Raw genomic sequence first — 26,720 nt, 5'->3', positions numbered from 1 at the left:
CTAGGTCGAAGTTTGCGCTAGATCAAAATGTAAAGGTGTTGTTGTTCACACTTCTATACTTTTGTTAATGTATTACATTATTTTCTAATGTAAAAACCACTGCAAAGTGCCATAACAGCGGCCATTAAAATGAATAGCGGATTAATGAAACGAGGCAGTCTAACCTCAAAAATCTTAGGATTAATGTTAGTACTCATTCTGCTTTCTAGCAGTTTATCAACCTTTGCTATCATCAATTTGTCTTACAGCTTGGGCGACGCTAAGGCGATTAACGCCTCGGGTTCTTTGCGGATGCAAAGCTATCGATTGATGTTTTACGCCAACTCTGGCAGTGATGCTGCGCTCGATCAAATAATCGAATTCGAAAACACCCTCTATTCCGATACCTTAAAGCCTTCAGATAGTTGGTTTAGTCCACGTAAGATTGCCGATCAATATCAGCTCGTGATCGATAAATGGCTGGTGATGAAATACTACATAGAGCAAGAAAACTCCCGCGACTATGTGGCGTCACTTAAGGACTTTGTCGACACCATAGATTTACTGGTATTGGAGATGGAGCACCACGCCGCCTTTAAACTCAGGCTCCTCGCCGCCAGCCAAATATTAGGCTTAAGCGTCATGCTCATTATCGCCTTTGTGGCGGTGCGTTTTACTAAGAAGAAAGTGGTAATCCCACTGCAAAAGCTTATGGAATCGGCGAATACTATTTCTAAAGGCAATTTTGAAATCGAAATGCCCGAAACCGAATATATCGAACTTACAGCGCTCACCCATGCCCTGCAAAAAACCGCCAAGGAACTCGCCATGCTTTATGGCGATTTAGAGTCGCAGGTGGCAGAGAAAACCTTAGCACTCACTCGGGCCAACAATGAGCTGGCATTTTTATACGATAACCTACTGACATTAAACGCAAATAAGCTCGATTACAAAGCGCTCAAAGCGGCACTAAATCAGTTAAAAGGCTATGAGTCACTCGACTACCTTAGGCTCATTATCCAGTATCCAGAGCAAGAGCTTGAAGTGATTGAGGCCGATGGCGGCTGGCCAGATATGACTCAAGAGAGTACTCGTTTCCCACTGCAATTTGAGCAGGCTAATTTAGGCTATTTAGAGTTAATTGCCGACCAAACACCGAATATCGCGCTATTTAATAATTTCGCGATTATGTTGACCCGCTCAATCGTGATCCATAATGCCACGGAGCAAAGACAACAACTGGCGCTAATGGAGGAACGCGGCGTGATCGCGCGGGAGCTACACGACTCTTTAGGGCAAGTGCTGTCCTTCCTCAAAATCCAAATTAGCTTATTACGCAAAAACTTAGATTGCAGTTGCCGCAGCCCTACCGTTGAGGCTCAATTAACCGAAATCAACGAAGGCGTGAGCACAGCCTACGTGCAACTCAGAGAATTGCTGTCTACCTTTAGACTCACAATTAAAGAACCTGATCTAAAAAGTGCCCTAGAGGCTATGCTCGAGCAGCTCAGAGCCAAGACGAGTATCAAGATCACCTTAGACTATAAACTTGCACCACAATGGTTAGAGGCAAAGCAGCATATTCACATACTGCAGATCACGCGAGAAGCGACTCTAAACGCCATCAAACACGCCGAGGCCAGCCTCATCAATATCCATTGCTATAAAGATGATAAAGGCATGGTCAATATCGATGTTTGTGATAACGGCATAGGTATTGGACACTTAAAAGAACGAGATCAACACTTTGGCATAGGGATTATGCATGAGCGAGCCAGCAAACTTTCAGGTAAAGTCGTATTTAGCAACAATGAAATAAGCCGATTTAACGCAGCGACCACCACGATTGAGCAAGGAAGCAATAAACAAGACGATGCACTCAAGCCTAACCATTCATTCGACCTTGCGCAGCAAAGCAAAGGTTCAAGTGGCACTCGAGTAACACTTATTTTCCCCTCTCAACAGGAGCCTTCAAATGGGTAAACCTTATTCCGTACTGGTGGTCGATGACCATCCCCTGTTACGCAAAGGCATCTGCCAGCTCATTGCCTCAGATCCTGATTTCAGCCTTTTTGGTGAAGCTGGTGGCGGTTTAGACGCATTAACCGCCGTCGCCACCGATGAACCCGACATCATTTTGCTCGATCTGAATATGAAAGGTATGACGGGCCTAGATACCCTCAATGCCATGCGCCAAGAGGGCGTCACCTCGCGCATAGTGATACTCACAGTTTCCGATGCCAAACAGGATGTGATCCGCTTATTACGCGCAGGAGCCGACGGCTATTTGCTCAAAGATACTGAGCCCGATTTACTGCTCGAAAAGCTCAAAAATGCCATGCTTGGCCACAGAGTTATCAGTGATGAAGTGGAGGAATACCTCTACGAGCTAAAAGATGCGACCGATGAGCAAGAATGGATTTCGAGCTTGACGCCAAGGGAGCTGCAAATTCTAGAGCAACTGGCGGAAGGCTTAAGTAATCGGATGATTTCAGAGCATTTACACATTAGTGAAGGCACAGTCAAAGTGCATGTGAAAAACCTACTGCGTAAAGCTAATGCCAAGTCGAGAACCGAAATGGCGGTACGCTACCTTAATCAGTAATCCCTGAGTTTAGCGAGGTATCGCGCAAACAATAAAGGCAATCCTATGATTGCCTTTATGTTTTTAATCGAACTGGACTTAAATGGATGATTACAGACCTTTCTCGACAAACTGCTGCCAACTCAGTAGCGCCTGCTCAAAGTCCTCTAAGCCACAATAGGCCTCAGACTCAGCATCATAGAGTGACATCGCCTCTTCTAATTCATACTCTTGCTCGAAACCTAACGTATTCGCAAACACCCGCGCCTGCTCACGCTCTAACTCTAAGGTGAAATCATTACCAACGAGACGCCATGCACCGCGTTTATCGGTTTGAATTTCTTTAATCATGTCTAACACTTGCTGAATTTTGGCTAAGTCTGGCCCTAATTCTTCTGTAAACCATTGCCCCAGCACTTCATGATCCATGCTAAAGCTGGCCAGAAAGGTGCTGGTTAAACTGTTACGCCGAAATTCGTATTCCATTTTATTGTCTCTTTGCTCTAAGCCTACTAATGCTAATTTTAACCTATCCTTGGCGAAGTTGCTCGCCCCACGCAGCACAGCCGATTTAACTCTATTGGCGTTGGCCTCTTATCCGTTAAGCACGAGTACTGACTTCATTTTCATGGCAAAATCAGTTAGCTTGTTTGTATGATTTTGAAAGTTATATGGAATGCGATATGCACGAAGGATTTATCTACAGTTTAGTGCTAAGCGGCGCCCAAGCGGGTTCCACCTTAAGCTTAGAACAGATCGAAAAATGGGATCCGCAGGATGGTCTACTCTGGTTGCACCTTCGCTATCGCAATAAAAAGGCGCGCCACTGGATACTCAATAGCGGCCTGCCGAAGGTCGAGAGTGATGCCCTACTCGCCCAAGATACTCGCCCCCGCGCCGTTATCGCCGGCGAAGGCATATTACTCGCGTTACGCGGCGTCAACCTCAACCCCAACTCGGCACCAGAAGACATGGTGGCCGTGCGTATTTATGCCGATCAACAGCGGATCATATCCACCTGCGATCGCGAGTTACAGTCGGTCAAAGATGTCGCCGAGTTGATCCTTGAGGGAAATGGGCCTGCAACTACGGGCGACTTTATCGTCGCTGTCTGCGAGCGACTCACTAACCGTAAAGTCGAGTTCATCGATAAGTTAGAAGAACAACTCTCTGATTTAGAAGAGCTCGTTGTCTCAGGCAATGTTAAAGATTTACGCACCGATATCGCCGAACTGCGCCGCCAAACTGTCGCCATTCGCCGCTATTTAGCGCCCCAGCGTGAAGCCTTTTCAAAAATGATTTCCGAGCAAGTTAGTCTGTTTAACGATTCGGAGCGACTTAAACTCAGGGAAACAAACGATAAGCTTATCCGCACCATTGAAGATCTCGATGCCCTGCGCGATAGGGCGAATGTGACTCAGGAAGAATTACTCAGCCAACAATCGGAGCAGCTCAATAAGCGCTTATATTTCTTATCTTTAGTGTCAGCCATCTTCTTACCATTGGGTTTTTTAACGGGCTTACTCGGAGTCAATATTGGCGGCATACCAGGCGCCGACAACACTTGGGCCTTCGCCACCTTCTGCGGCATATTAATCTCACTCGTCGCCCTACAAATGGCACTGTTTTATCGATTTAAGTGGTTATAGCCACCTTAAAAACAACAACGCCAATCGATTAGGATTGGCGTTGTTTTCGTTCATTCTTATAAGCTGAATGTTATGAGCTAATGCTTATGCTCTAAGCGGGCGATTATGTCGTCGGCAACTCAAACACATGAGTCATGACTTTATAAAGCTCTGTCCCTTGGTGCACAGATGCCGAAGCAAAGTGCAAAATCGGCACGCAGTCCTGGGGCAAACTGACCGTCTTTAGCTCATCCGCCGTACCGTATAAATCCATTCGAAGTAGATTCACTAAGGGCTGTCCCGCAGCCAATGGTTCCCCCACAGGCGCAAGGTATTCCACTAACCCTGAACTTGGCGCGTGATACTTTTTATAGTCTTTAAGGTAACAACCAAAGCGCTGCATTTTAGCGGGCGCAACAGTTTCAGCGATCACGCCTCGGTGACTTAAATACGCCAAAATCCCTTGGGCATCAACCAACGCATCCTCAAGACAGACGCGCTCTTGGCTCGCCAACTCCAAGGTTAACGCTGACACAGCAACGGCTAAATCACGCCCCTGCGCTTTTGCAAAATTACTTAATTGCCACCAAGGACAAAACGCCGCCTCATCCATGGCACCACCAAAGGTGTTGGGGATAACGAGCGTATAAGGGATCGACAAAAACTGCGCGGCAGCTAAGTCATATTCAGGACAATACAAATGCTTACAGGATTTAGGACCCGTATGTAGATCGAGCACAATATCCGCGCCATGGGCCATAATCTGCAGATTAACCGCAAGCCTATGGCCAGTAGTAATGCCCCATTCGTGACGCAACTTTTGCTGACAGGCTTCAACCAAAGTACTGCGATAAGCTTGGATCAGCTCGCTATCACTGAGCTTGGCATGTTCGCTATACCAAGTTGGCAAATCGATAGCATGATTCAAATACTCACGATTCCAGTTCGCCCCCGTAATAGGGTCAAATCGGCCGAGGGTAAACTCACCACTTTTTTGGTTGATCCCAAGGGGATTCGCCAATGGCACTAAGGTGATTTCACCGCGGACGTCACAGAGTTCAAGCTGCTTCATCAACTGATAAATCACCGCATTACCTTGCACTTCAGCACCGTGGACATTGGCCTGAATATACACTTTGGGGCCAGTCGCCTTCTCGTCGCTCGGCTTAAAATGGTAGATAGGCAAGGTGAGTGCTTGCCCTGCGGCAAGCTCCCCGATTTGCAGAGACGATGTAGTCGGCAACATATTAAGCGCCTTCGAACAGATTTTGATGCAGCGATTTAACTACTTGCGCCGCTTCCGATTCTGCTACTAACACACACAGATTATGTGGGCTGGCGCCTTGGCAAATCATCCGCACATTGTGTGGCTCAAGCACTTCAAACACACGGCGACAAATACCCGGCGTGGTCGCAATGCGGTTACCGATAATCGCCACTAAGGCCAAGCCATCTTCGACACGCACCCGACAATGCTGTGATAATTCTTGCAACAATGCCTCACTCAACAGACCTTGGCCGCTAGAGTCTGAACCGGTTTTATCTAGGGTTAGCGACACGTTTACTTCTGAGGTGGTAATTAAATCCACACTGATCTTATGTCGTGCTAATGTCGCAAAGGTTTCCGCTAAAAAGCCCTGCGCATGCAACATTTGCAAGCTGTGAAGATTTAACAGGGTTTGATCGCGGCGCAAAGCCACGGCGCGGAATACGGGCGCATCTTCCACTTGATGACGGATCCAAGTCCCGCCTTTTTCAGGCTCTTTACTTGAACCCACAAACACTTGAATTTGCTGACGAACGGCAGGAAGAATAGTCGCTGGATGCAATACCTTGGCACCAAAGGTCGCCATCTCGGCAGCCTCATTGAAACTGATCTCGGCAATCGGAAAGGCATTGGGCGCCAAACGAGGATCCGTTGTATAAATCCCAGCGACATCGGTCCAAATCTCTACCGCTGAGGCGCGTAACGCTTCGGCTAACAACGCAGCAGAATAATCACTACCGCCGCGACCTAACGTTGTCGTTTGACCGGCGTCATCGGCACCGATAAAGCCTTGTGTCACAATCACTTGTTCCGCTAGCAGTGGCTGTAGATAATCACGCGCTAGAGTCGCAATCTGCTCGACCTGAGGTTCGGCGCGGCCAAAATGGCTGTCAGTACGTAACACTCGGCGCACATCGAAGGCACTGGAGTTGACACCTTTCTCGCGGATCACCGCCGAAAACAACGCCGAAGAACATTGCTCACCGAGGGACAACAACTCATCCATAGTCGCTTTGCTGCGTTGTGATGCGAGCGCTTCACTCAATACCGACATGCGACTCAATAATTTATCTAATGCGGCGGCCACATCGTTAGGACGACCGAGCTTATCTAAAATCGCATATTGAATTTGGGCAATTTGTTTTAATCGCTGTAATCGGCCATCGTCGTTGATCGATTCTTGGGTCAATTCCACTAACAGATTAGTCACGCCGCTCGAAGCGCTGACCACGACTAAACGACAATGAGGATTAGCTAACACTATGTCTGCACAGCGATTCATAGCGTTATAGTCGGCAACTGAGGTGCCACCAAATTTTGCGACAACGAGGGACATTAGCGCACCTCCGTGAAACACGTAGGGCAACAAATAAATGCAGATTGAATAAGATATTGATTAACTAACATGATCACACTCCGAACTGACTTCGTTCGAAGAGCCTGGTGCTCAATGATAACGCACCCCAAAAGAAGGGAAACAGCAATCGTCACCAGAAGCTCTCCACCAATTACAGGTGACAATCGTCAGGATTCAGCCTGAGCGACCGACATAAACATGCAGCAACCATATCTATGCCTCGGCGTTAATCTCCCTCATCAGTCATCGCTGGAGTTTGTGCTCCTCTGACCGACTACCTAGTTAACGCTCCTCTTCTGTTCCTTTCCTAGGAAAGGGACGAAAAAAGTAGCAATAAACCCCTAATGAAGTCAATGCTAATTTCATAACAAATGAACAATTTAAATAAAATCTTTTGAAAACAACTAAATGTTCAAATCGGGTAGCTCGTATACCAGCTGCACATAATCTCTAAATTTGCCTAAACACACTTCATCATGTCCATCCAAGGTGCAAGGCACTAAGCTCACATCCCCTTGTTCGACAACATAAATCGCGTATTGATTAAATTTCTTACCCAATTGCAATGCCATCGTTCTATCGATAAACACGGCCCAGCTTTTTTCCATGTGGGATAAATCCGGTGCAGCGCCCACTAAAGCACGATAAGGGCTACCGAGTAATTCAATTTCACGAAGAAGTTGGCGATCGAGTAAACGGTTTTGGCTAGGAGAGAGAAGCTTTGAAGCGGGATTATGAGCGGTAATAACAGCAAAGGAAAAATCACAGGATAATGCTTGAGTCAGCAAAAACAACGGCGCTTGGTAACATTGCCACAAATTTTGAGTCGTATTGTCCATTGGTAGTCTAGTCGAAAAATGAACCCAAGCTAGTGTAGCAGAGTGATTGTAAAATCCAAAGAGGCGTGAACTGGCTCACAGGAATAAGAAATACATTAGTTATACTAATCAATAGCTAAAGTAAATATCATGGTAAAAAGCCCAACTCGCCTAAAATTTGTTAACATTTCATTTGTTAACAAATGACTAAAACGAGTACAATGTACGTACTGGTGAGTTGAAACAGATTGAGCAAGATGCTTATCGTTCAATACAGTTTGTTACATATATCGCTTTAAGTAACGTGAACTGACCGGGCATCTGTTTAAAATGTGTTCTACATTTGATTTGTCTTTTAAACATTTAAAAAAAACAATAGTTAAGGAACTTATTCTAACTATTGCTTATCGAAGTTGGTACTGATTACGTTTTCTCGTATTACACTTAAACGTGCACTTAATCTACATCCAGATATAGATGTCACCTTAAAGATTTTCCTTTTGAGCACAAAGCAGTTCAAGGAAGTATCAACGCTTTTATGAATATAAGAGCCCGAAGTAAGTTGCTCTTATTGGTTAGTATAAACTGATTAAAATTTAGGTAAATAATATGCAAAATCCGCACATTCTGATCGTTGAAGATGAAGCCGTTACCCGTAACACGCTGAGAAGTATTTTCGAGGCAGAAGGGTATGTGGTAACTGAGGCCAATGATGGCGCAGAAATGCATAAGGCTATGCAGGAAAACAAAATTAACTTGGTCGTTATGGACATTAACTTGCCAGGCAAGAATGGCCTGTTGTTGGCACGTGAACTACGTGAAATCAACAACATAGGTCTGATCTTCCTGACAGGTCGTGACAACGAAGTCGACAAAATCCTTGGACTTGAAATTGGCGCGGACGATTATATTACCAAGCCGTTCAACCCACGTGAATTGACGATTCGTGCTCGTAACCTTCTGACTCGCGTCAACAGCGCTGGTGCCGAAGTCGAAGAAAAGAGCTCAGTAGAATACTATCGCTTCAACGATTGGAGCTTAGAGATCAACAGCCGTTCATTAGTGAGCCCACAGGGTGAATCTTACAAACTGCCACGTAGCGAATTCCGCGCTATGCTGCACTTTGTTGAAAACCCAGGCAAAATTTTGACTCGTGCCGATCTACTGATGAAAATGACTGGCCGCGAACTTAAGCCACACGATCGTACTGTAGACGTGACTATCCGTCGTATCCGTAAGCATTTCGAAAGCTTGCCAGATACGCCAGAAATCATCGCGACTATTCACGGTGAAGGCTATCGTTTTTGCGGTAACTTAGAAGGCTAATCGCCCGCTAAGCAACATCCGCATTAATTGGTTTGATAAGAATCGATTCAAAAAAACCAGATCCTAGGATCTGGTTTTTTTATGCCTGCTATTTGGCGTTTTTCAACTGCCTATCGAGGAAATCGGCTAGTGAGCGATATAAGTGATTACGCACTTTCTCGCCACGCATCGAATGTTTAGATCCAGGATAATCGATCATCTGGAACAGTTTGCCCTCATCCTGCAGCGCCTTATAAACCCGAGTGCTGTTTTCAAACAAGACGTTATCATCGGCCATACCGTGATACATCAACAGACCCGATTGATAGTTTTTCACATAAGGGAACACACTGCTGGCTTCATAACCTTTTTCATTCCCCTCAGGATGGGCTAAGTAACGCTCAGTATAATGGGTGTCATATAAGCGCCAGTCGGTTACAGGTGCACCCGAAATCGCGGCTTTAAAGTAATCCGGCGCCTTAAATAGACTCATCAAGGCCATGTAACCGCCGTAGCTGTGACCGTAAATCGCCACATTATCGGCATCGACAAATGGCAGACTCCGTAAATAGTCCACTCCCACTTTTTGATCCTTGACTTCAGCTTCACCCAAGTGACGGTAAATCACTTGCTCAAACTTTGTGCCCCTGTGGGCGCTGCCGCGGTTATCCAACTGGAACACCACATAGCCTTGTTGCACCAGATACTGGGTAAAGTAGTCCTGCTCGCTCCAACTGTTGGTCACTAACTGTGCGTGCGGCCCACCGTAAACCCGCACTACGACAGGGTATTTCTTGCTCGCATCGAAGGGAACAGGTTTGAATAAACGGGTTTGTAACACTTGGCCATCTTCGGCTTTCAGTTCACCAAATTCAGGGATTTGCCACAGCCCTGCATAATCATATAAAGGATGACCTTGCTTAACCGCATTTTGCTCGACCCAAGCCAGTTGCTGGCCCTCGTCACCGTGTAAACTGATTTGCGGTGGCTGAGATAAGCTGTTGAAATAATCCAGATATACGCTCTGATTATCGGCGAAAACAGGATTGTGCATCCCCGCTTGCTTGCTCACGCGCTCAACCTTGCCGCCCGCTAAAGGCACGCGATAAAGCTGTTTTTCAATTGACGTGTCTTTACGGCCGGTGAAATACACCCAGCCTGCGGTTTCATCTATGTATTCCAACTCATCGACAGCCCACTCGCCCTTAGTCAATTGCGTTTTGAGTTTGCCTTTTAAGTCAAAAAGATACAGATGATTAAAGCCGTCACGCTCAGACGACCAAATAAAGGCAGACTGCTGTTTTAAGAAATGCAGATCGTTATTGAGGTTTACCCAAGCATCACTGCGTTCTTTCACTAAGGTTTTTGGCTTAGTCAGTGCATCTAACGCCACTAACTGCAAATCGAGCTGATGTTGATCGCGGCTCTGCCACTGGAACGACAAGTGTTTGCTATCGGGCAACCAATCGACACGCGGCAGGTAAATGTCTTTGCTCTTGTCTTTGCTATTCTCTTCGCGCAGGCTCACCCAATTGATGGCCTTATCTTTTAGCGTGACCACACCTAATGCGATGTCGACGTTGTTTTTACCTGCTGCTGGGTAACGCTGCTCGATGAGTTTAATGCCATCGGCATAGATCTCATTGCGCGTCACTTGCTCGACCGCGGACTCGTCGATACGAGTGAAGGCGATAGCCGACTCATCGGGCGCCCACCAATAGCCAGTCATGCGATCCATTTCTTCTTGAGCGACAAACTCGGCCATGGCATTTTTAATCACCCCGCCGCCATCGGTCGTCATAGCTTGGAGTTTTTTCGTCGCCAGATCTAACACATACAAATTTTGATCCCGCACGAAAGACACAAAATTGCCCTTAGGCGATAGGCGTGCATCTGTGGCGAACCCTTCACCAATCGGCAATTGAGTCACTCTACTATCGGTAAGAGAAAAGTAATACAGATTGCCAGAAGCCGGAATTAATAGCGCTTGGCTATCATCGGCCCAGAAGTACTCCATAATCCCTTCGCCATAAATACGTTGGCGCTCGCGGCGGGCTTTTTCTTCATCGGATAATTCATTGGTCGCGAGTTTGTCGGCGTTTAATAGCAGGCTCGACTCACCGCTTTTGACATCCATCTGCCAGAGATCATAAAAACTTTGATTGTCCTTACGGCCAGCAAGATAGGTGACGCGCTGCCCATCGGGTGACAATTTTAAGCCACGGGGACTGGTACCCGCTAAGGCAGGCGAGGCATTCATTCGCTCAATCGTCAGTGGCTGTTTGCCACCTTCCATTGCCAAAGCAGGGGTCATTGCTGAAATCATAGCTGTCGAAATCATGGCCATTTGGCTCGCTATCAGTAAGGGAACGGCGCGCACCTTAAGCGAGCGCGCAGGGAACCAAGTTAACCTATTTTTAATCATTATTATTCCTTGGAAGTGTACTCGCCTTAGGCTGGCGATTAAAAAACTGCAGCCATTGTGCCAGAGGCGCGCTACAAATAGAAAGCGCATGCAATATGCCGATACAAATTAGGATCATCTCGTAGGCTCAGTCCAAATAATCCCTAAAAGCCCTAATATTCGCTAAAAGCATCAGCAACATCGCTGAAATTGTCGACTAACTGAGTTATCATTCGCGGCAAATAACGAAATTGACCTCATTGTTGAACCTCTAAAGGACATAACATGCAGACTCTGACCCAGCACCTGACCTCACAGGCAGTGAACGACTCCCTCTCCCACCTGATTTTAACCTTAGCAGACACCTCAAAAGCCATTAGCCATGCCGTTCGCCACGGTGCGCTAGCAGGCGTGTTAGGCGCGACTGAGCAAGAAAACGTCCAAGGTGAAACCCAGAAAAAACTGGATATCATCACCAACGACATGCTCAAAGATGCATTAAAAGCTGACGGTACAGTGCGCGGTTTGACGTCGGAAGAAGAAGATCATGTAGTTGAAGTCAGCCAAAATGGCCAATATCTGGTGTGTTTCGATCCACTAGATGGCTCATCTAATATTGATATCAACTCGTTAGTCGGCACGATTTTCTCTATCCTGCCCGCCCCTGCTGGCGAGTTGACTGAAACCAGCTTTTTACAATCTGGCCGTGCGCAATTAGCCGCAGGTTATGTACTTTATGGTCCATCGACCATGCTGGCATTAACCACAGGTCAAGGCGTGCAACTCTTTACTTTGCACCCAGAAACCAATGAATTTTTACTGACTAACGCCGCCATGAGCATTAGCCCAGATACCCAAGAGTTTGCCATTAACATGTCGAACCAACGTTTTTGGGAAGCGCCAATGCAGACCTATATTGCCGATTTACTGCTCGGTAAAATTGGCCCACGCGAAAAATCATTCAACATGCGCTGGATTGCGGCCATGGTCGGCGACGTACACCGCGTGCTATCACGTGGCGGTATTTTTACCTACCCAACCGACAATAAAGATCCTAAAAAACCGTACAAACTGCGCTTGATGTACGAAGCTAATCCAATGGCTTTCTTAGTCGAACAAGCCGGCGGTAAAGCCTCAACGGGTTATGAAACTATTTTAGACATTACCCCAACGCATATTCACCAGCGTGTTGCCGTCATCCTAGGCAGCAGCAATGAAGTCGACGCTTGCCTGAGCTATCACGGTATTGATTACAGTGAAGAGCCAAATATAGAGTAAGCCGAATCGCTTAGCTGCTGATTTATAATATAAAAGCCACTGATTATAGTGGCTTTTTTGTTGTCGCTGAATGCGACATTTTGAGTTGTGATTGCGAAATCAGGGATCTGTAAAGTTTTAGCGATTGGTTTCACATTTGGAGTTTATGCGGCCTAACGGCCGAGGTGAATCAAAGTCGTGGGTCTTCAACCCACACCCGACCAAGAGGGGATCAACAGCAGTTCCCTCTTGGATCTCCCTTGGCGAACAACGTCCATGTCTAACTGCCAGTTCGCCATCCGTGGCTCTCGTTCGTAACGCTGCTATGCAGCACTCACCCTAGCGAAGTTACATGCATTAAATACTAGCCTTGGCCTTATGGATAAATAGCTATCGCTTCCGAAGGCAACGTCCCTGTAACTGCGAAAGCTAGCTTGCCATATATGGACCCATCCGGTTTGCAAGACATTCGATAGCGATTTTGAGAAGAGTTCATTGCACCCATATACTCGGCCTGTTATTGAGGTATGCCTCTGGCCCTGATGGATATCTGCTTCTACTGTCCTTATCATCCTTGCGGCTTCGTAATGAGCCTATGCCTCCGTAAGGTTTTCAGTAGATCAGTCTGACTGTCTCATCATCAAATCAAGTGTCTTAGCAACTTGCTGGTTGGTTAATTATTAAAATTTATTGAATATATTCAGTACTATACTGGAAGTCGATATTCTTCGTCATGCGCTGCGATAACCCATGCCATTCTCGCGAGTTTATTGGCGACGGCCACACAGGCTCGGTTAAAACCTCGGCGCTCTGCTAACTGTATTGCCCAGCAACTAAACTTATCTTGCTTATTCTGGCTGTGTTGCAACACGGCTCTGGCGCCGTGGATGAACAGGGTGCGTAAATACGCATTTCCCCGCTTGCTTATTCCAAGGAGGTTATCTTTACCTCCACTGCTTTGTTGCTTGGGAACCAAGCCACACCAAGCAGAAAAGTGTCTGCTATTAGTGAAGTCTTTACCATCTCCGGCGGCCGCATAAAAGGCAGTAGCGGTTACTGGACCAATGCCTGGGATAGTCTCAAAACGCTGGCAAATCACATTGTTCTTAGTTTCAGTGAGCACTTGAACGTCACAACCCTTAAGCCAGTATTAATGAAGTGAATGATTTTAAAAATGGACGACAATTGGCAGCATGGCTAGGGCTAACCCCTTCGCAATACAGCAATGGCACTACCAATCGGCTTGGCAAGATAACCAAGCGAGGAAATCAAACGCTCAGGCGGTTACTTATCCATGGAGCAAGAACTGTCGTTAACTGGTGCGATAAGAAAGACGACTCACTTAGTCTATGGTTGCAACGACTTAAACAACGTCAACACGTCTGCAAAGTGACGGGCGCCTTGGCCAATAAGATGGCTCGGATGGTGTTCGTGGTGATGAGTCGTGGGCAAGAGTTTGATATGGGGAAGGCGTGTAAAATGACAGCGTAACGCCATAAGTTTAGAACATGAATAAAACTAGATAAACGTCCATCAAAACACAACAGTGGTAATGGTATTAATGAGTTAAACGGTTTGTCTTAATCAAAACCTGATCAGGACAGTGGCCTTTGAGGTCATGTGGCTGCCGAGGAGGGTAAGACATCAATTTGGATCTCATTAGGACGCAACTGACGCCAGCCCTTTGCTTTTTAACATCAGGTCGCAAGACCGCGAACCATTAACGACTAATACCCCGTTGTAAAAGGTGAATTATCGATTAACGTAAATGTAGTTTGAACAAAATAGGACATTGGCCTTGCTTAACCCGTGGTGACCATATGTGTCCGATCTTTTTTGTATAGCGCATGCTTCATTAGATCGGAAAAATGCACATAACTAACTATAATATAAGTGATTTACTATTTTTTAAATGCACCATCAAGAAAAACACGCATGCGCGTTTTCCAAGCCTATTATCTTAAGCTGTAAGAAATAAGTTTTTGATTTATTTTTATGCGTTAAAATGCATAATGAGGCAATTAAATTCAGTGCGGCGCTTTGTGCCTCCGTCGGACAGCTACTGTGTGGCTGCCGTTTATAGCAAAGTTATGTATTTTAGAAGAGTTAAGTTTATGATTTATATTAAAGTAGTTTTTTCTTTAGTTCTGTTGTTAAGTTTTAATTTAACAGCTAATGCAAATAGTGATGAATTCCATTTAGGTATTGTGAAAATTGTAGAAGAGAATACAAAAGTGGCTATTGAGCAAAATCTAAATTTTGTTAAAGGTAAGTTAGACCTATCTCGGGAGAGTTTGAAGGATATAGAGTTTGTTCTTGATGATGCTTCATTCTTTGTTGAGGACTTAAGTGAAGAGCAAAAAGTTAATCTTGTTGATATATATGCTTCGTATATTTTAAATGTTGCTTATAAAGAATATGGTGGTCGTTTTACTATTTTAAAATTAAATGATGAATCTGTTCCAGTATTGATTGTTGGAGAGCCTGAGTATTCAATTGCTATTCTTGCTCACGATAAAGTGGAAGGCAGAATGAACGGAGATAAAGCTGATAACATTCCTTTTTTCTACCAAGGTTTGGTTGAACATGTTAGAGATGCAAAGAAAGGTGAAAAGTTAATTGTAAAGTAAGCGTGATCTAATCAAAAAGATGGAAAAATGTGGCAGGCACAACTCTTTCCAGGTTTACAACCCACACACTGGCTACAGAAGTTCACCCTTCCCTGCGAAGTTGCCGCGGGGCGTTGGAATAAATTGCGTGAGCGAGGCATGGTCGTTCTCGTGCATCCATGCACTTCACGACATTCAGGCATCCTACCTATCAGATGCCGAGATAGCGTCAGTCGAATCAGGGACGAGCGTCTGACGCGATAGCATAAGGACGCCTAAATGCCCAAGGAGCTTTCAACTCCGTTGGGGGCATCATGGCTGATTGTTTATAAATAGGAAGGAGGATAGGACGAGCAGTCCTCCTTGGTCGGGTGTGGGGTGAAGCCCCACGACTTTAATTCACCTCGGTCGTAAGGCCGTTATAACTAATCATCTACATAATCAGGTATGGGATGAAACCCACGACTTTGATTCATCTCGGCCGTAAGGCCGCAAAACTAACTTGCAACACAAAGATTTTGCTGAATCTTCCAACGGCGCTGCATCACTGGGATAGAGAACCCATAGCATACCACCACAATCAAAGGCTGGATTTGAAAGCTCAATTCAGGCCAGAGCATGAAGGCGGTAACACAGGCCAAAGTGCGTACTATGGCATGCACTATGGCCACCTTTTGCGCTGCTAACACGCCGAAAACCAACCACATTAAACCTGTCTGCACCGCAAGGGCGAAAGGCAATGCCAGATAATTTTCCATAAAGAATGGAATGCTGATAGCAAAGGTCAGGAAACTCATGCCTACGGCGGCTAAAAACACGTTATCAAACCAATTACGCTCATGCTGTTTCTTGAACGACATGTTCTCACCGGTTAGCCGGGAAATCCCCATAGCCAAATAAACGATTGAGCCCGTTCCGATAAATACAGCCATCACCAACTGTGAAGGAGGTAACATAAAACTTAATGCAAACAGCAAGATCCACACTATCATGCCGGATAGGGGCATAGCCAAAGCACGTTGTTGACGGTATTCGATTAACTGTTGATCCAATGATGCGTGTTGCATGATTAAGCCTCCTTGTTTAGATGGCTCAAGTATCTACGCTAAATATCCAACACGGCAGTGTGAGTTGTCAGCAATCAGGGATGACAAAAGTCACCTCTGTAAGCAAAGTCCTAGAAAGTGTAAAAACGTGATCCTCTGTTACTGAATTTACTTTGGTATCAGCTTGAAAAAAGCGACAATCAAACATATCAAAGGCAAAAGTAAGTTAAACCCTGTGGCGCAACTAATACCCAAAATCGGGTTTAGATGACTACAATGGTGACGAAAACACAATAACAGCATATAACTCACGCTTTACCCTAGGGCTATCGCGCGCCTAAAATGCGCTATGTTACTGTTTTAGTCATTGGCAACTCGATTTTTTACCGCATTTTTAGATTAAGGGTTAAATGGAATATGGAACAAATATTTGAAAGATTAATGTATGCATCTCGCTGGATTATGGCGCCGATTTACTTGGGATTAAGCCTAGTCCTAATCGGTTTAGGCATTAAATTCTTCCAAGAGATCTTCCATATTCTACCGATTATTTTTGAGATAACCGAAGTGGATCTGGTGCTGGTCACCCTATCGCTGATTGATATCACCCTAGTGGGTGGCCTAATCGTGATGGTGATGTTTTCTGGCTATGAAAACTTCGTTTCACAATTAGATGTGGGCGAAGACAGTGAGAAGCTCAGTTGGCTCGGTAAGTTAGATTCAGGCTCATTAAAAAACAAAGTCGCCGCTTCTATTGTGGCGATTTCATCTATACACCTGCTGAAAATCTTTATGGATGTGAAGAATATCGATAACGATAAAATCATGTGGTACCTATTAATCCACATCACCTTTGTGTTGTCAGCCTTTGCCATGGGGTATTTAGACAAAATGACCCGCGCTGGTAAGTAGCAAGTTCGAGCCTTAGTAAGTGGAGCGATCACGGTGTTAACGCTGTGGAAGGTTTAAAAGTAAAACCTAGGCAAATATAAAGTTTATTCGCTTCTACTAAATTACAATGCCACTCTTTTGAGTGGCATTTTTAATGACAAAACCCAAAAAATTAAAGCAATCCACTAACACTAGTTATTCCACAAACATCAACTTAATTTCACCTTGTTGACTCATTAATCTGCACTCATTTAAATCTTAATGCAGCGATTTGTAATATCTATTTTTCAACTTGTTGCATTAAATGTTTAGATATCAGTCATACGGTTTAAATCCATTAAAAATACTTACCCAAAGGCGTCAAAAAATCTATAATCGCCACCTTTTTGACAAACTTGTCACTAATGCATCTATCCGTAAATAACCATCCCTGTAATCGCAAGGTAGTAAAGTGAAAACACAGTTACTGGCTCTCATGCTCGTCAGCCATATTGGCTACGCCCATGCCAAGGAAGATTTGGCCTCAACTCTAAACGCAGAAGGAATACCACTGAAGAGTCATAGCATCGATTTTATCGATAAAAATCTCAAATTAACCTTGGCCTGTTCCGTTGGCGATCTGCAACCTAGTATCAATGTCACTATGTCGGAATCCTTTGCATTTTATGGTGATCCTAGCGTACTCATCATTACCAGTGGCGAACAAATCAAGCTGAAATTACATGGTACTGGCTCACTGATGAATTTCAGCAGCGGGAGCGCAGCCAACCCAGATCTATGGGGAAGTTTAGGTGAGCTCCAATCTCAAAAATTACACCTTGAAGCGGTATCTTTTCGCTCTAGTAAATACACTAGTTCAGACTTAGTCGCCGTAGGCTTTGCCGATGCTGTGGCTAAGCTCAAACAAGATTGTGTCCAGTAGGCTCCTCAGCCAGCATTTAATAGAACAATATGAACAAAAAAGCCACTGATGACAGTGGCTTTTGCATTTATAGCATATGACTTAACGTCCAGATTAGCTCTTCGCTAGTTCAACCTGATGCACTTTCTCGGTTTGGTCCACTATGGTCAATACCGCAGCATCACCTACCACGTTACAAGAAGTCAGCACCATATCGATAATGCGGTCTAACGCCGCGACTATGGCGAAGGCTTCTATCGGTAAACCCATTTGATGGATTAACACGCCTATCATCACCATGCCGCCGCCAGGCACACCGCCGGCACCGACAGAGAGCAGGAATATACTAAATAGCAGCGAAGGCAATTGATCAGAGGTGATAGGCGTGCCAAAGGCGTTAGCGACAAAGAAAATCGCGATAGTGATGTAAATCGCCACGCCGCCCATGTTCATTGTAGCGCCGAGCGGCACACCAAAGCCTGCTACCGCGCGATTCACGCCTAACTTTTCAGTTAAGGTACGCATAGTCACAGGAATCGTCGCATTCGAGCTTGCGGTCGACAGTGAAAACAGTACTTGCTCTTGGGTCTTCTCGCGGAAGGTTTTTGCCGAAATTGGGGTAAATATACCCACCGCCATAGGGTAAACCACAAAAATCCACAGTAGTAGCAGCGCGAGGATCAGCACCATGTACTCAACTACGCTCATAAACACGCCAGCATCTAAGGTCGCGCCGAGCTTGAACATCAAGGCAAACACACCGTAGGGCGCTAGGCTCATCACCACAGAAATCAGCTTCATCATGATTTTATTCGCGGTTTGAAAACCTTGCACTGCGCCAGCGACATGCTCACCGAGTGACTTAATCACGCCGCCAAGCATTAAAGCCATAAAGATCACTTGCAGCATATTGCCCGACATAAACGCCGCTACAGGGTTACGCGGGACTATGTCGATCACCAGTGCCATCAAACTTGGCAGCTCAGTAGCAGTAATCGCCACGCCGTCTGTGCTGCTCATATCGACGCCTTTACCAGGGTCGAGTAACAGCACGACTAATAATGCCGTCGCGATCGCGACAAAGGTATTGATGATGTAAAAACCAAAGGTCTTACCGCCTAAACGGCCAAAACTTTTGAGATCTTGCAGCTCACAGACACCACAAACAATACTCACAAACACTAATGGCACGACTAGCATCATGATCATATTGACGAACATAGTGCCAACGCCGCCGGCAAGCTCGACCAAATTGTCCGAGAAGAAGCCGATATCGTTTAAGAAGTACTGCACTATTGTGCCGAAAATAAGACCCGCAAACAGACCTATAAAGATCCGCGTCGAAAGTGATTTCATCATGCTTGTGGTTTCCCCAGAAATGTAGTTTTTTTGTTATTCATCTTCCATGATGAGCACAATTGCCAATCCATTTTTGGCTTAGGCAGGGGATAGTGAAACATGCTAGCCGTTAATTCAATGAATAAATTTCACTTTTTCATCTTAAATTAAGCTAACCGTATCACGGAAAGTTAGCATTCAATTGATTTTTAATGATAAAAAATAATTGTGCTCAATCAATGAGCAGACTAAAGACTTATTTAAAACCGTATTTTTAAACAGAATGAAAACCAATAAATCACAATGGAAACATATTAAAAACAATTATAAAATCAACCTCAGTCTTAATGACTAAAATTCAACTTATAAAAGAATTTAAAACTAGATAATTGCACTAACGCAGAGAGATGGAATGCGTGATGGCTAAATATATGGTACTAACACTAGTTCAAGCCCGTGAGCTAGCAGGTGTTGCTGTTTGATGCTAATACTGTGTTGAGTTAACCAAAAAGCTAATTTTTGCCAACGCTTTAAATCGGCATGCTGAAGATATTTGGTCTGTTTTGCTTGCTTGTCGAAATCATAGGTTGAATTAATTTGCCCAATGGCCAACAACTCGGCAGCAGCCGTCAGCGCAAGTTGCGGCACAAGGCAATGGGTCACGCCTGTAAGAGTGTGTGCGATTTGCAGCCCTGCGGGATCTAAGTCGGTAAAGGCGATAATCGGCAGCTCGCCTGCCATAGCTTGCAAAAAATGCCGCACACCAATCGGTGAATGATGACCGCTGCCACGGTAAATAACCATGAGGTTCGTTAGTTCCTCAGGTAAACGCGCTTGATGGATAACATCAAACACATCCAAGTTTTCAACCACTAAGATGGCTGCGACATCAAGCTCACGACAGTGCTTTTGTGCTTCATCCAAAGGAATACGCAGCGAGGATAAAGCGGAGATTGCAACAGGTGGCGATTGAAAGCCCAGAAACTTGAGTAACACATACTCGGCTTCTGGGCGGATCTTAGCGAGCTTCTCATTATGACTTTTGGCGGACATCGCCATGCGATCGACGTTGAAATCCAGATCCCGGAGATCAAGTCCCATTAGCGCCAACACGCCTTGCCTTAACAGATCAAAGTCTTTGGGTGCGAAGCACAAATGTTTTTCAGACTCATCTAACTCGCCCACTTCTAACTCGCGGTAAATCGCGCGCCAGTTAGCCGTGAGCTTAACCTTGGGAGAACGCTTAATAAAAGCCTTCTCCAACAGCTGCAGTTGTCGCTGGCCTAGGCTAACCATAACTCAACATCGCGAATGATAAAGTTACCGCTATAAATGGGATGCGGCTCACCTAATGGCTCAAGCTCAAAGTAAGCTTTGTGTTCATCGGGTAGGCCTTCGTAGCCGCCAATCACTTGATAAATCCAGCTCTCAGCTTCCCAAGGCAATGCCTTATCCACCAGATATTCCAGCGCAGATTGGCGCAGGCCAGACTCAATAACATCGACAAAATACTCATCCACCGCCTGTTTAAGCGGATTATCCGGCACATCAAAATCTTCACTTTGGGTGAGTGACACGGACGCATCTCGCTCACGCACCGCTTCAATCACGGGATGACGACTAATAGCTTTAATGTGCGCGACTATGCCCATCAACTCCAGTTCTTGGCTGGCGTTGTGAACATCTACCGCAGCAGGTGCGAGCAAGATTTCAGCGCGATTGAATAGACTCGGAATTTCCTTGTGGGACACATGGTCCGCAGGACGATAATCCGGATGCAAGTCTGTGTAGAGTAACCAGCCCTTGAGCAAACGGGTACGGCCACGGATTTGCCTAAAGCGACCTAAGAGTTCGAGCAAACGCCCCTGCACTACGCTCAATTCCTGGGCGCAGTCGCTCATGGTTTCTTGCAAAGTCGTCACTAAGAGTTTTCGCAGCTCTCGGATATCGCCGGCGATTTCGCCAAGCTCACTAAACTGGAACATCTCTAAGCCATTAAGCAATTCAGAGACTTGGCTTTGGGCTAATTCATTTTCACGGATCTTAGCGTTGATCGTACCGACATAACCGAACTCGTTGTTGATCCGACCCCAGAGCACACGGATCGAATAACGCAGACTGTCGGCAAAGCTATAAACATGCTCGCTTAAATCCGACAAATAGGCTTCGGCAGCGCTGTAATCTGAGCTGTGACGGGCTTCTTTGTAGTGGTCGGCCAAGGTTTTAATGGTCGCGAGAGCCGAGCCGACGTTAGAGTCGATTTGGCGATTACGCTCGTCACTTAAGCCTTCTTCGAGCAAGGCACGCACAGAACGCTTAAGGCGCAGCTCTTGATCTGGCTCTGGCCGCCACAAAATGCCGGCCTGTTTAAGCTTTTCAACCACGCTTGGATCATGGGCATCCTCGTTTAAGGAACCCGCTAAATAGGCGTCCATAATGATGTCAGCATGGCGACCCAACTGCTTGAGCAGCTTAACCCCCGCCTGATGTAAGTTACTGCTCATCACGGCCTCCTTGGTCGCAGCTTTTACCTAGGTTTAATCGTGCCAACATTAGATTAAGTCCCGCTGGGTCGCCGTTTCCGCCTGCGCTTCTAGGCTTAGGCCTTCAGTTTCGTCGATAAACCGAATGACTTCATACAAATAATCCAGCTTGCCCGTGGCGATATAGATTTGCTTCTCCGCATTGGGGCGCACTAAATAGCCGAGTTCGACTAAGCGTTTGAAGACTAACTTGATTTGCGCATCGCTGTTGGTACTGGTCGAGCCAAATAAACGATATTGGCTGAGTTTGGCTAACTGCTCACGAAACGCCGGCGTGTCTTCGATGCGGCTTTGCAGCTCAGTTAAACGCACGGGCGCACCTTCGCTCAGCGGCGCATCTTGACCACTGGCCTCTTGCACTAATACCAGCCATTCCACCAGCGGGATAAGTGCCTGACAGATATCTTTAAACTGCGATGAAATTACTTTGCGTTCGCTATCGCCAAGCTGCAAATAACCGCAGAAGAACACATCGCCTTCGGCGGCGGACGCCACGGTACGGTTGATCTGGTTTAAATAGGCTTCGACCCGCTCGCGGGTGCTGCTATTTTTAAGGGCGCGCCAGCCTTCTTCATTGGTGGTGCGGCAAATAAACTCGCCCTTGAGTAACAACTCAATCAAAGCGCCAGTGCCAACTAATACGGTTTGGGTTGCATCACTCATTAGATGGCCTCCTTCGACAAACGCTTATTCAACATGTCGGCAATTGCGCTTTTCACGTTAGCCTTAGGTTTTACCAGCTGCAACATCTTGGTTTGTTTTAATTCAAGCATGATTAGATGGCCTCCTTCGACAAACGCTTATTCAACATGTCTGCAATTGGGTTCACCTTAGGCTTCACCACCTGCAACTTCTTGGTTTGTTTGTTGATAATGTAACGATTGGCGAACAAGTTCAGCACCTCAGACTCTGGGTTCGGGAAGGCGCCCAGCACACAAATATTGTTGTTTTCGCAGGCATCGAAAATCTTCTTCACGTTGGTATGGTGCAAAGTGCCCAGCTCATCAATTGGCCAGTGAATGGTCACATCGGCACGGCCACGCAACAAACGCGTGAATGCCAGCAGGAACTTACACAAAATCAGATACGCCATACCGTGGCTTGAGGATTCGTTAAGCTGTCTGTCGGTGCGGATAATCAGATCGCTGTTACCTTCTTTAAGGCGCAGCTCGATTTCCAGCAACTTAGAGATGCCCCCGGTTAATGCGGCGCGACCGATAATGTCTAAGGCGCGGCGCATGCTGTTGGTGTAATCCTCATCAGGCAAGCCATTAAAGCCATCGGCTTTCCAATGTTTAAAGGCTTTGACGAACTGTTCAAGCTCAGGCCAGAACTCTAACTCGCTGATGCGCGAACGAATACGTACCGCCGATTCAGACACGCCCTCAAGGAATAACTCTTCACCCACTTCGCGGGTAATACGAGCACTTTGAGACGCGATACGGCGGTCGATATCGGCTAATACATCGTAGAAGGCGGTTAAGTCGACGCCGAAAATCCGTCCTTGCTCGCGCAGCGCAGTAATCGATTGCGGCACTATCACGTTCAGCAATTGCTCAAGCTGTGGCACTAACTTACGGTAATCCAGCAGACGAATGCCTTTGTCGTTGATAAAGCTCGATTCTTCGCGGGCACGCTCCCAGGTTTCGGCAAGGCCCGAACCTGACTTGCTGGCGATCACTGAGTCGAAATGCTCTACATATTGCTTCACCGAACCCATCAAATAATCGCGTTTCAGCAGCAAATCTTCACCTTGGCGCAGACGCTCGCCTAGGCTACCTTGGGCTTCTTCATTATTGGTCGGCAACTTAAGCTCGGCGAGTTTACGCATTACGGCACGTAACTTCGTTAAGTTTTCGGAGGCTTCAACCTGCGCCGCATCGGACGCTTTACGTTCGGTTTCGAGTTGTTGACGGCGAGTCTTCACATCCTGAGTTTTCGCCTTAAGCTGTTGATCGATTTCCGATACCGCGCGCTTCACATCTGCAAGCTGAGTTTGCAGTTTAGGTTTGCGCATCAGCCAAGTGTGCTGATACCAATCGTCAAAGCGCAGTACGTCGCTACGACGCTGCTCGGCGCGGCTAATTTTGGTTTCTAACTCGCGAATTTGTTGCTTGAGTTTGAGGATATTCTCCTCATCCACACCGCGGGATTTAAGCTCGTTTTTGTACCAGGTCTCGCAGGCTTTCAGCTCGATTTTGGCGCTTTCGCGGCGGCCTTCAATGGTCGCTTTAATTTGGCCGAGTTGATTGTCGAGCGCGCCGATCACTTCCTGCCAATAGGCTTGTTTTTCCATGCGCGCTTCGAGCGCTTGCTCTTTTTGCTCTTCGAGCCAGAGTTCGTGCTGATGTTTAAGCTGTTTCAGCTCGCCATCCAGCTGGGTCAGTCTTTGTCCCGCATGGGCTTTGCGATCGCTCAATGCTTTGTTGATTTTATCTTGCTCACTGCGCTTTTCATCGAATAGGCGACGCAGATCGTCACGGCTATTTTTATACGCTGTGCGGGCAAAAGTAAGTTCACGGCTGAGATTATCCAGCTCGCCATTAATCGCCACTAACTGAGATTCGGCCTCGGCCTGCATTTCTTGGGCGCTAGTGTGAGCTTCTTCGGCTTTGCTTAACCGAATCCGCAGCTCTTGCTCGGAGGCGGCATATTCAGGCACATCGATCGCCTTAAGATCTAAATGCACACCAAAGAAAGCTTCGCTCGACTCGCTAACTAAACTGGGATGTAAATCAGTGCGATGCAGTAGTTCAGGCGCGATCACTTTACCTAAACTTTGCTCCCAACCCTGGGCTTCCTTACGCAGAAACTCCAATAGGGTGTGGGATTGCGGGAACAGCATGTGGTGCAGTTCATCCAGCGCAGTTTGACGCTCGTTCACCCTTAAGGTGGCGATACGCAAGGCTTCGTTGGCTTGGTCGCGTTTGGCTCTGAGCTTGCGTTCATCGCTGCTTAAGCGTTCGACCTTGGCATTGCAGTTTTCTTGTTCTTCGTCGGCACGGTGAATACGTTCGTCGAAAATCGCTAGGCTCAGCTTTTCTTCTTCGGTGTAAGTCACGCCATCGACACGTAATTTAAGCTCGGCGGCAGTGAGTTTGAATTGGTATTCCTGCTCGCTAAAGCTGGCCTTGCCCGCATCCATTTGGTTGCGCCATTGCAGCTCTAAAGCATCGATATCGGTGCGCGCGACTTCACGTTGCTTATCGCGGGCTTCGCGCTGCTTATCTTGATCGCTATGCAGCCCCTCTAACTCGCGGTTTAACTGCTCGCCAATCTTACTGCGACGGGCATTGTAGGCCGCCTCGATATCTTGGTGCTTCTCGGTTTGCAGCTTATGGCGTTCACTTAAGTTTTCAACATCGGTGCGCCAGTTTGGCAGCATCTCAAGATCGGCCTTAGCTTGCTCTATGTTGGCATCTAAAAAGGCGCTGTGCTGATCTTCAATGGCATCGAGTTCGTACTCGCACTTTGCCACATCGCCTTTGGCTGCGGATAAGTCGAGGTTGAGCTCATCGCGCTGCTCTTTCCATTCATCGTCGAGCAATCTGAGTTTTAAATTCAGCTCTTTAGATAAGGTTTGCTGAATATCTTGGCGATCGGCTTCTAAGGTTTCATCGTTGCGATAACCACGGGACAAGCTTGATAAGCGCAGTTCGGCGCTGAGCAATTGGTTAAATTCTTGCTCGAGTTTTTCAAACTCAGGGCGAATGACTTCAAACCCTTGGATAAGTTGGCTTTCACGGATCCACGCCTCAACGCGCTGTGGATTTAAGCGTGAGCTGGGCGGATTAACTCCGTCTTCCTCTAAAATGGCGGCGATCATGGATTTGACCGTCTCCATCTTGCCTTCTTTGGAGTGCACCGCTTTGGCGAGTTTTTCGATGTGGCGCAGGGAATGCTCGCCCTCACACAGGGCAAATTGGCGCGCATAGCCGCGCAGTTCGCTGCGGTTGCTGCCCGTGCTTAATAGGGTGCGATCGTTTTGAATAATGGCGCGATATTCGCGGGTGTTGAGCAAGTTAGTGGTGGCGATGCCGGCACGTTTTAAATCACGGCCTAATTCCGCCATGGTGTGGCACAGAATAGTGTCGCCATTTTGCGATTTAATATAATCGCTTAGCTCAAAACCTTTGGCGATAAAGCGATAATTAACGCCCTTGCCATCGCCCGCCGAGGCCAACACGGCTTGGTACAGTAACCCATCGGCTTTTTGATATTCGTAAATGATGTAGCTTGAATCGTGTGGCAAATACCAACGCTCGAAACTGTCGCGGGTCGAAGGCACCACGCGGCTTGGGTATTCGCCATAAAAAACAGGGACTAGACGTTGTAATGTCGTCTTACCTGAGGCGTTAGTACCACAAATGTTGGTATGGCCATTGAGGGCGAGTTCCACAACGCCCGGAAGGTGCGTATCAATCAGCACAATACGAATCAAGCTTGCCATTTCATTCCTTATGCAAACGGGAGCGTCTTATCTAAGCTGCAGAAGCCTTCTACAGGACAAAGAGAAAACAATCCAAGAGGGCCACAGACCTTAAAAAAGCACTGTAAAAAGTGATTTTAAAATCATGACCTAAAAATAGTGCCTCTAAAATAAGGCAATCGCGGTGTATTGGCAATTAAGCGGCGCAGCACTAATGCCATGGCTCACAATCTTTACGCCCAGAATTGGGCCCAGAACTAAGCTCTTCTTTAAGCCCAGAACTAAGCTACTAGCAAAGCCAATACTAACCGCCAATGATACGACAACTTAGCCAAAATAGGCGGCTAACAAAGCGGCAATTAGC

19 protein-coding genes, 2 pseudogenes and 1 riboswitch are annotated in these 26,720 nt (G+C 46.4%); of the genes and pseudogenes, 9 read left to right on the top strand and 12 right to left on the bottom strand.

Translation table 11 applies throughout. The features are described from left to right. Positions 1-129: 129 nt before the first annotated feature. Both narQ and Q4Q52_RS03280 read left to right on the top strand, forming a co-directional pair. On the top strand, positions 130-1,962 hold the full coding sequence (narQ, locus tag Q4Q52_RS03285) for a nitrate/nitrite two-component system sensor histidine kinase NarQ (protein ID WP_311989830.1): 1,833 nt from the start codon (positions 130-132) through the stop codon (positions 1,960-1,962). Beyond that, positions 1,955-2,584: a response regulator gene (locus Q4Q52_RS03280; RefSeq protein WP_006084162.1), complete on the top strand. Its 630-nt coding sequence runs from the start codon at positions 1,955-1,957 to the stop codon at positions 2,582-2,584. The genes narQ and Q4Q52_RS03280 overlap by 8 nt, the downstream gene beginning before the upstream one ends. 90 nt (positions 2,585-2,674) lie before the next feature. Here the strand turns inward: Q4Q52_RS03280 and Q4Q52_RS03275 are convergent, their stop codons facing one another. After that, the gene (locus Q4Q52_RS03275; protein WP_311989829.1) at positions 2,675-3,049 is read right to left on the bottom strand and encodes a YacL family protein; all 375 of its coding nucleotides are present in this window, start codon (positions 3,047-3,049) and stop codon (positions 2,675-2,677) included. Positions 3,050-3,246: 197 nt separating this feature from the next. Between Q4Q52_RS03275 and Q4Q52_RS03270 the strand changes: the two genes are divergently transcribed. After that, the gene (locus tag Q4Q52_RS03270) at positions 3,247-4,212 is read left to right on the top strand and encodes a zinc transporter ZntB (RefSeq protein WP_311989828.1); all 966 of its coding nucleotides are present in this window, start codon (positions 3,247-3,249) and stop codon (positions 4,210-4,212) included. Positions 4,213-4,315: 103 nt separating this feature from the next. Here Q4Q52_RS03270 and Q4Q52_RS03265 read toward each other — a convergent pair whose 3' ends face one another. The 3 genes from Q4Q52_RS03265 to Q4Q52_RS03255 all read right to left on the bottom strand — a co-directional run bounded on the left by Q4Q52_RS03265 (position 4,316) and on the right by Q4Q52_RS03255 (position 7,654). Continuing rightward, on the bottom strand, positions 4,316-5,437 hold the full coding sequence (locus tag Q4Q52_RS03265) for a M14 family metallopeptidase (RefSeq protein WP_311989827.1): 1,122 nt from the start codon (positions 5,435-5,437) through the stop codon (positions 4,316-4,318). A 1-nt stretch (position 5,438) separates the two neighbouring features. After that, a complete protein-coding gene (gene lysC / locus Q4Q52_RS03260) occupies positions 5,439-6,794 on the bottom strand; it encodes a lysine-sensitive aspartokinase 3 (protein ID WP_311989826.1) in 1,356 nt (451 codons plus the stop codon). A gap of 150 nt (positions 6,795-6,944) precedes the next feature. Continuing rightward, positions 6,945-7,119: riboswitch (Lysine riboswitch) on the bottom strand. Positions 7,120-7,219: 100 nt separating this feature from the next. Next, positions 7,220-7,654, bottom strand: a complete 435-nt coding sequence (locus Q4Q52_RS03255) for a DUF3293 domain-containing protein (RefSeq protein WP_173247481.1) — start codon at positions 7,652-7,654, stop codon at positions 7,220-7,222. A gap of 588 nt (positions 7,655-8,242) precedes the next feature. Here Q4Q52_RS03255 and arcA point away from each other — a divergent pair. Continuing rightward, a complete protein-coding gene (gene arcA, locus Q4Q52_RS03250) occupies positions 8,243-8,959 on the top strand; it encodes a two-component system response regulator ArcA (RefSeq protein ID WP_006080127.1) in 717 nt (238 codons plus the stop codon). 88 nt (positions 8,960-9,047) lie between these two features. Here the strand turns inward: arcA and Q4Q52_RS03245 are convergent, their stop codons facing one another. After that, positions 9,048-11,363 (bottom strand): S9 family peptidase, encoded by a 2,316-nt coding sequence (locus Q4Q52_RS03245; protein WP_311989825.1) that lies wholly within the window; start codon positions 11,361-11,363, stop codon positions 9,048-9,050. Positions 11,364-11,627: 264 nt separating this feature from the next. Here Q4Q52_RS03245 and Q4Q52_RS03240 point away from each other — a divergent pair, with 264 nt between their 5' ends. Next, positions 11,628-12,620: a class 1 fructose-bisphosphatase gene (locus Q4Q52_RS03240; RefSeq protein WP_311989824.1), complete on the top strand. Its 993-nt coding sequence runs from the start codon at positions 11,628-11,630 to the stop codon at positions 12,618-12,620. 685 nt (positions 12,621-13,305) lie between these two features. On the opposite strand, the pseudogene Q4Q52_RS03235 reads toward Q4Q52_RS03240, so the two are convergent. Next, positions 13,306-13,743: pseudogene (locus Q4Q52_RS03235) on the bottom strand (IS110 family transposase); the annotation flags it as partial. On the opposite strand from Q4Q52_RS03235, the pseudogene Q4Q52_RS03230 reads away from it, so the two are divergent. Together Q4Q52_RS03230 and Q4Q52_RS03225 are read left to right on the top strand one after the other, a co-directional pair. Then, a pseudogene (locus Q4Q52_RS03230) lies at positions 13,743-14,090 on the top strand (transposase); the annotation flags it as partial. The pseudogenes Q4Q52_RS03235 and Q4Q52_RS03230 sit on opposite strands and share 1 nt — an antisense overlap. Before the next feature lie 575 nt (positions 14,091-14,665). Then, positions 14,666-15,229: a hypothetical protein gene (locus Q4Q52_RS03225; RefSeq protein ID WP_259214817.1), complete on the top strand. Its 564-nt coding sequence runs from the start codon at positions 14,666-14,668 to the stop codon at positions 15,227-15,229. A gap of 476 nt (positions 15,230-15,705) precedes the next feature. On the opposite strand, the gene Q4Q52_RS03220 is transcribed toward Q4Q52_RS03225, so the two are convergent. After that, positions 15,706-16,275 (bottom strand): DUF7010 family protein, encoded by a 570-nt coding sequence (locus Q4Q52_RS03220; RefSeq protein ID WP_311989823.1) that lies wholly within the window; start codon positions 16,273-16,275, stop codon positions 15,706-15,708. 396 nt (positions 16,276-16,671) lie between these two features. On the opposite strand from Q4Q52_RS03220, the gene Q4Q52_RS03215 reads away from it, so the two are divergent. Together Q4Q52_RS03215 and Q4Q52_RS03210 are read left to right on the top strand one after the other, a co-directional pair. Further along, complete coding sequence (locus Q4Q52_RS03215) at positions 16,672-17,166, top strand: TIGR00645 family protein (RefSeq protein WP_259214816.1); 495 nt, start codon at positions 16,672-16,674, stop codon at positions 17,164-17,166. A 430-nt stretch (positions 17,167-17,596) separates the two neighbouring features. Further along, positions 17,597-18,067: a hypothetical protein gene (locus Q4Q52_RS03210; protein WP_126492775.1), complete on the top strand. Its 471-nt coding sequence runs from the start codon at positions 17,597-17,599 to the stop codon at positions 18,065-18,067. A gap of 93 nt (positions 18,068-18,160) precedes the next feature. On the opposite strand, the gene Q4Q52_RS03205 is transcribed toward Q4Q52_RS03210, so the two are convergent. From Q4Q52_RS03205 to Q4Q52_RS03185, 5 genes are all read right to left on the bottom strand, one after another. Beyond that, on the bottom strand, positions 18,161-19,405 hold the full coding sequence (locus Q4Q52_RS03205) for a dicarboxylate/amino acid:cation symporter (protein WP_311989822.1): 1,245 nt from the start codon (positions 19,403-19,405) through the stop codon (positions 18,161-18,163). A gap of 402 nt (positions 19,406-19,807) precedes the next feature. Then, positions 19,808-20,680 carry a Wadjet anti-phage system protein JetD domain-containing protein gene (locus tag Q4Q52_RS03200; protein WP_311989821.1) on the bottom strand — a complete coding sequence of 291 codons (873 nt, stop codon included), beginning with the start codon at positions 20,678-20,680 and terminating at the stop codon, positions 19,808-19,810. After that, positions 20,668-21,888, bottom strand: coding sequence for a hypothetical protein (locus Q4Q52_RS03195; protein ID WP_011845750.1), 1,221 nt, complete (start codon positions 21,886-21,888; stop codon positions 20,668-20,670). Before Q4Q52_RS03195 ends, Q4Q52_RS03200 begins: the two co-directional genes overlap by 13 nt. Before the next feature lie 48 nt (positions 21,889-21,936). Continuing rightward, positions 21,937-22,590 carry a hypothetical protein gene (locus Q4Q52_RS03190; RefSeq protein WP_006080105.1) on the bottom strand — a complete coding sequence of 218 codons (654 nt, stop codon included), beginning with the start codon at positions 22,588-22,590 and terminating at the stop codon, positions 21,937-21,939. A 112-nt stretch (positions 22,591-22,702) separates the two neighbouring features. Continuing rightward, complete coding sequence (locus Q4Q52_RS03185) at positions 22,703-26,377, bottom strand: ATP-binding protein (RefSeq protein WP_311989820.1); 3,675 nt, start codon at positions 26,375-26,377, stop codon at positions 22,703-22,705. Positions 26,378-26,720 lie beyond the last annotated feature (343 nt).

Origin of the sequence: Shewanella sp. SP1S2-4 (assembly GCF_031932075.1) — a bacterium.
Lineage (GTDB): Bacteria > Pseudomonadota > Gammaproteobacteria > Enterobacterales > Shewanellaceae > Shewanella > Shewanella baltica.
Note: the sequence above shows the minus strand (reverse complement) of the source record. Positions and strands in the feature narration are given on the sequence as shown.

Coding starts and splice junctions, on each gene's coding strand:
- narQ (WP_311989830.1), top strand. CDS start 130: ATGAATAGCGGATTAATGAAACGAGGCAGTCTAACCTCAAAAATCTTA.
- Q4Q52_RS03280 (WP_006084162.1), top strand. CDS start 1,955: ATGGGTAAACCTTATTCCGTACTGGTGGTCGATGACCATCCCCTGTTA.
- Q4Q52_RS03275 (WP_311989829.1), bottom strand. CDS start 3,049: ATGGAATACGAATTTCGGCGTAACAGTTTAACCAGCACCTTTCTGGCC.
- Q4Q52_RS03270 (WP_311989828.1), top strand. CDS start 3,247: ATGCACGAAGGATTTATCTACAGTTTAGTGCTAAGCGGCGCCCAAGCG.
- Q4Q52_RS03265 (WP_311989827.1), bottom strand. CDS start 5,437: ATGTTGCCGACTACATCGTCTCTGCAAATCGGGGAGCTTGCCGCAGGG.
- lysC (WP_311989826.1), bottom strand. CDS start 6,794: ATGTCCCTCGTTGTCGCAAAATTTGGTGGCACCTCAGTTGCCGACTAT.
- Q4Q52_RS03255 (WP_173247481.1), bottom strand. CDS start 7,654: ATGGACAATACGACTCAAAATTTGTGGCAATGTTACCAAGCGCCGTTG.
- arcA (WP_006080127.1), top strand. CDS start 8,243: ATGCAAAATCCGCACATTCTGATCGTTGAAGATGAAGCCGTTACCCGT.
- Q4Q52_RS03245 (WP_311989825.1), bottom strand. CDS start 11,363: ATGATTAAAAATAGGTTAACTTGGTTCCCTGCGCGCTCGCTTAAGGTG.
- Q4Q52_RS03240 (WP_311989824.1), top strand. CDS start 11,628: ATGCAGACTCTGACCCAGCACCTGACCTCACAGGCAGTGAACGACTCC.
- Q4Q52_RS03220 (WP_311989823.1), bottom strand. CDS start 16,275: ATGCAACACGCATCATTGGATCAACAGTTAATCGAATACCGTCAACAA.
- Q4Q52_RS03215 (WP_259214816.1), top strand. CDS start 16,672: ATGGAACAAATATTTGAAAGATTAATGTATGCATCTCGCTGGATTATG.
- Q4Q52_RS03205 (WP_311989822.1), bottom strand. CDS start 19,405: ATGATGAAATCACTTTCGACGCGGATCTTTATAGGTCTGTTTGCGGGT.
- Q4Q52_RS03200 (WP_311989821.1), bottom strand. CDS start 20,680: ATGGTTAGCCTAGGCCAGCGACAACTGCAGCTGTTGGAGAAGGCTTTT.
- Q4Q52_RS03195 (WP_011845750.1), bottom strand. CDS start 21,888: ATGAGCAGTAACTTACATCAGGCGGGGGTTAAGCTGCTCAAGCAGTTG.
- Q4Q52_RS03190 (WP_006080105.1), bottom strand. CDS start 22,590: ATGAGTGATGCAACCCAAACCGTATTAGTTGGCACTGGCGCTTTGATT.
- Q4Q52_RS03185 (WP_311989820.1), bottom strand. CDS start 26,377: ATGGCAAGCTTGATTCGTATTGTGCTGATTGATACGCACCTTCCGGGC.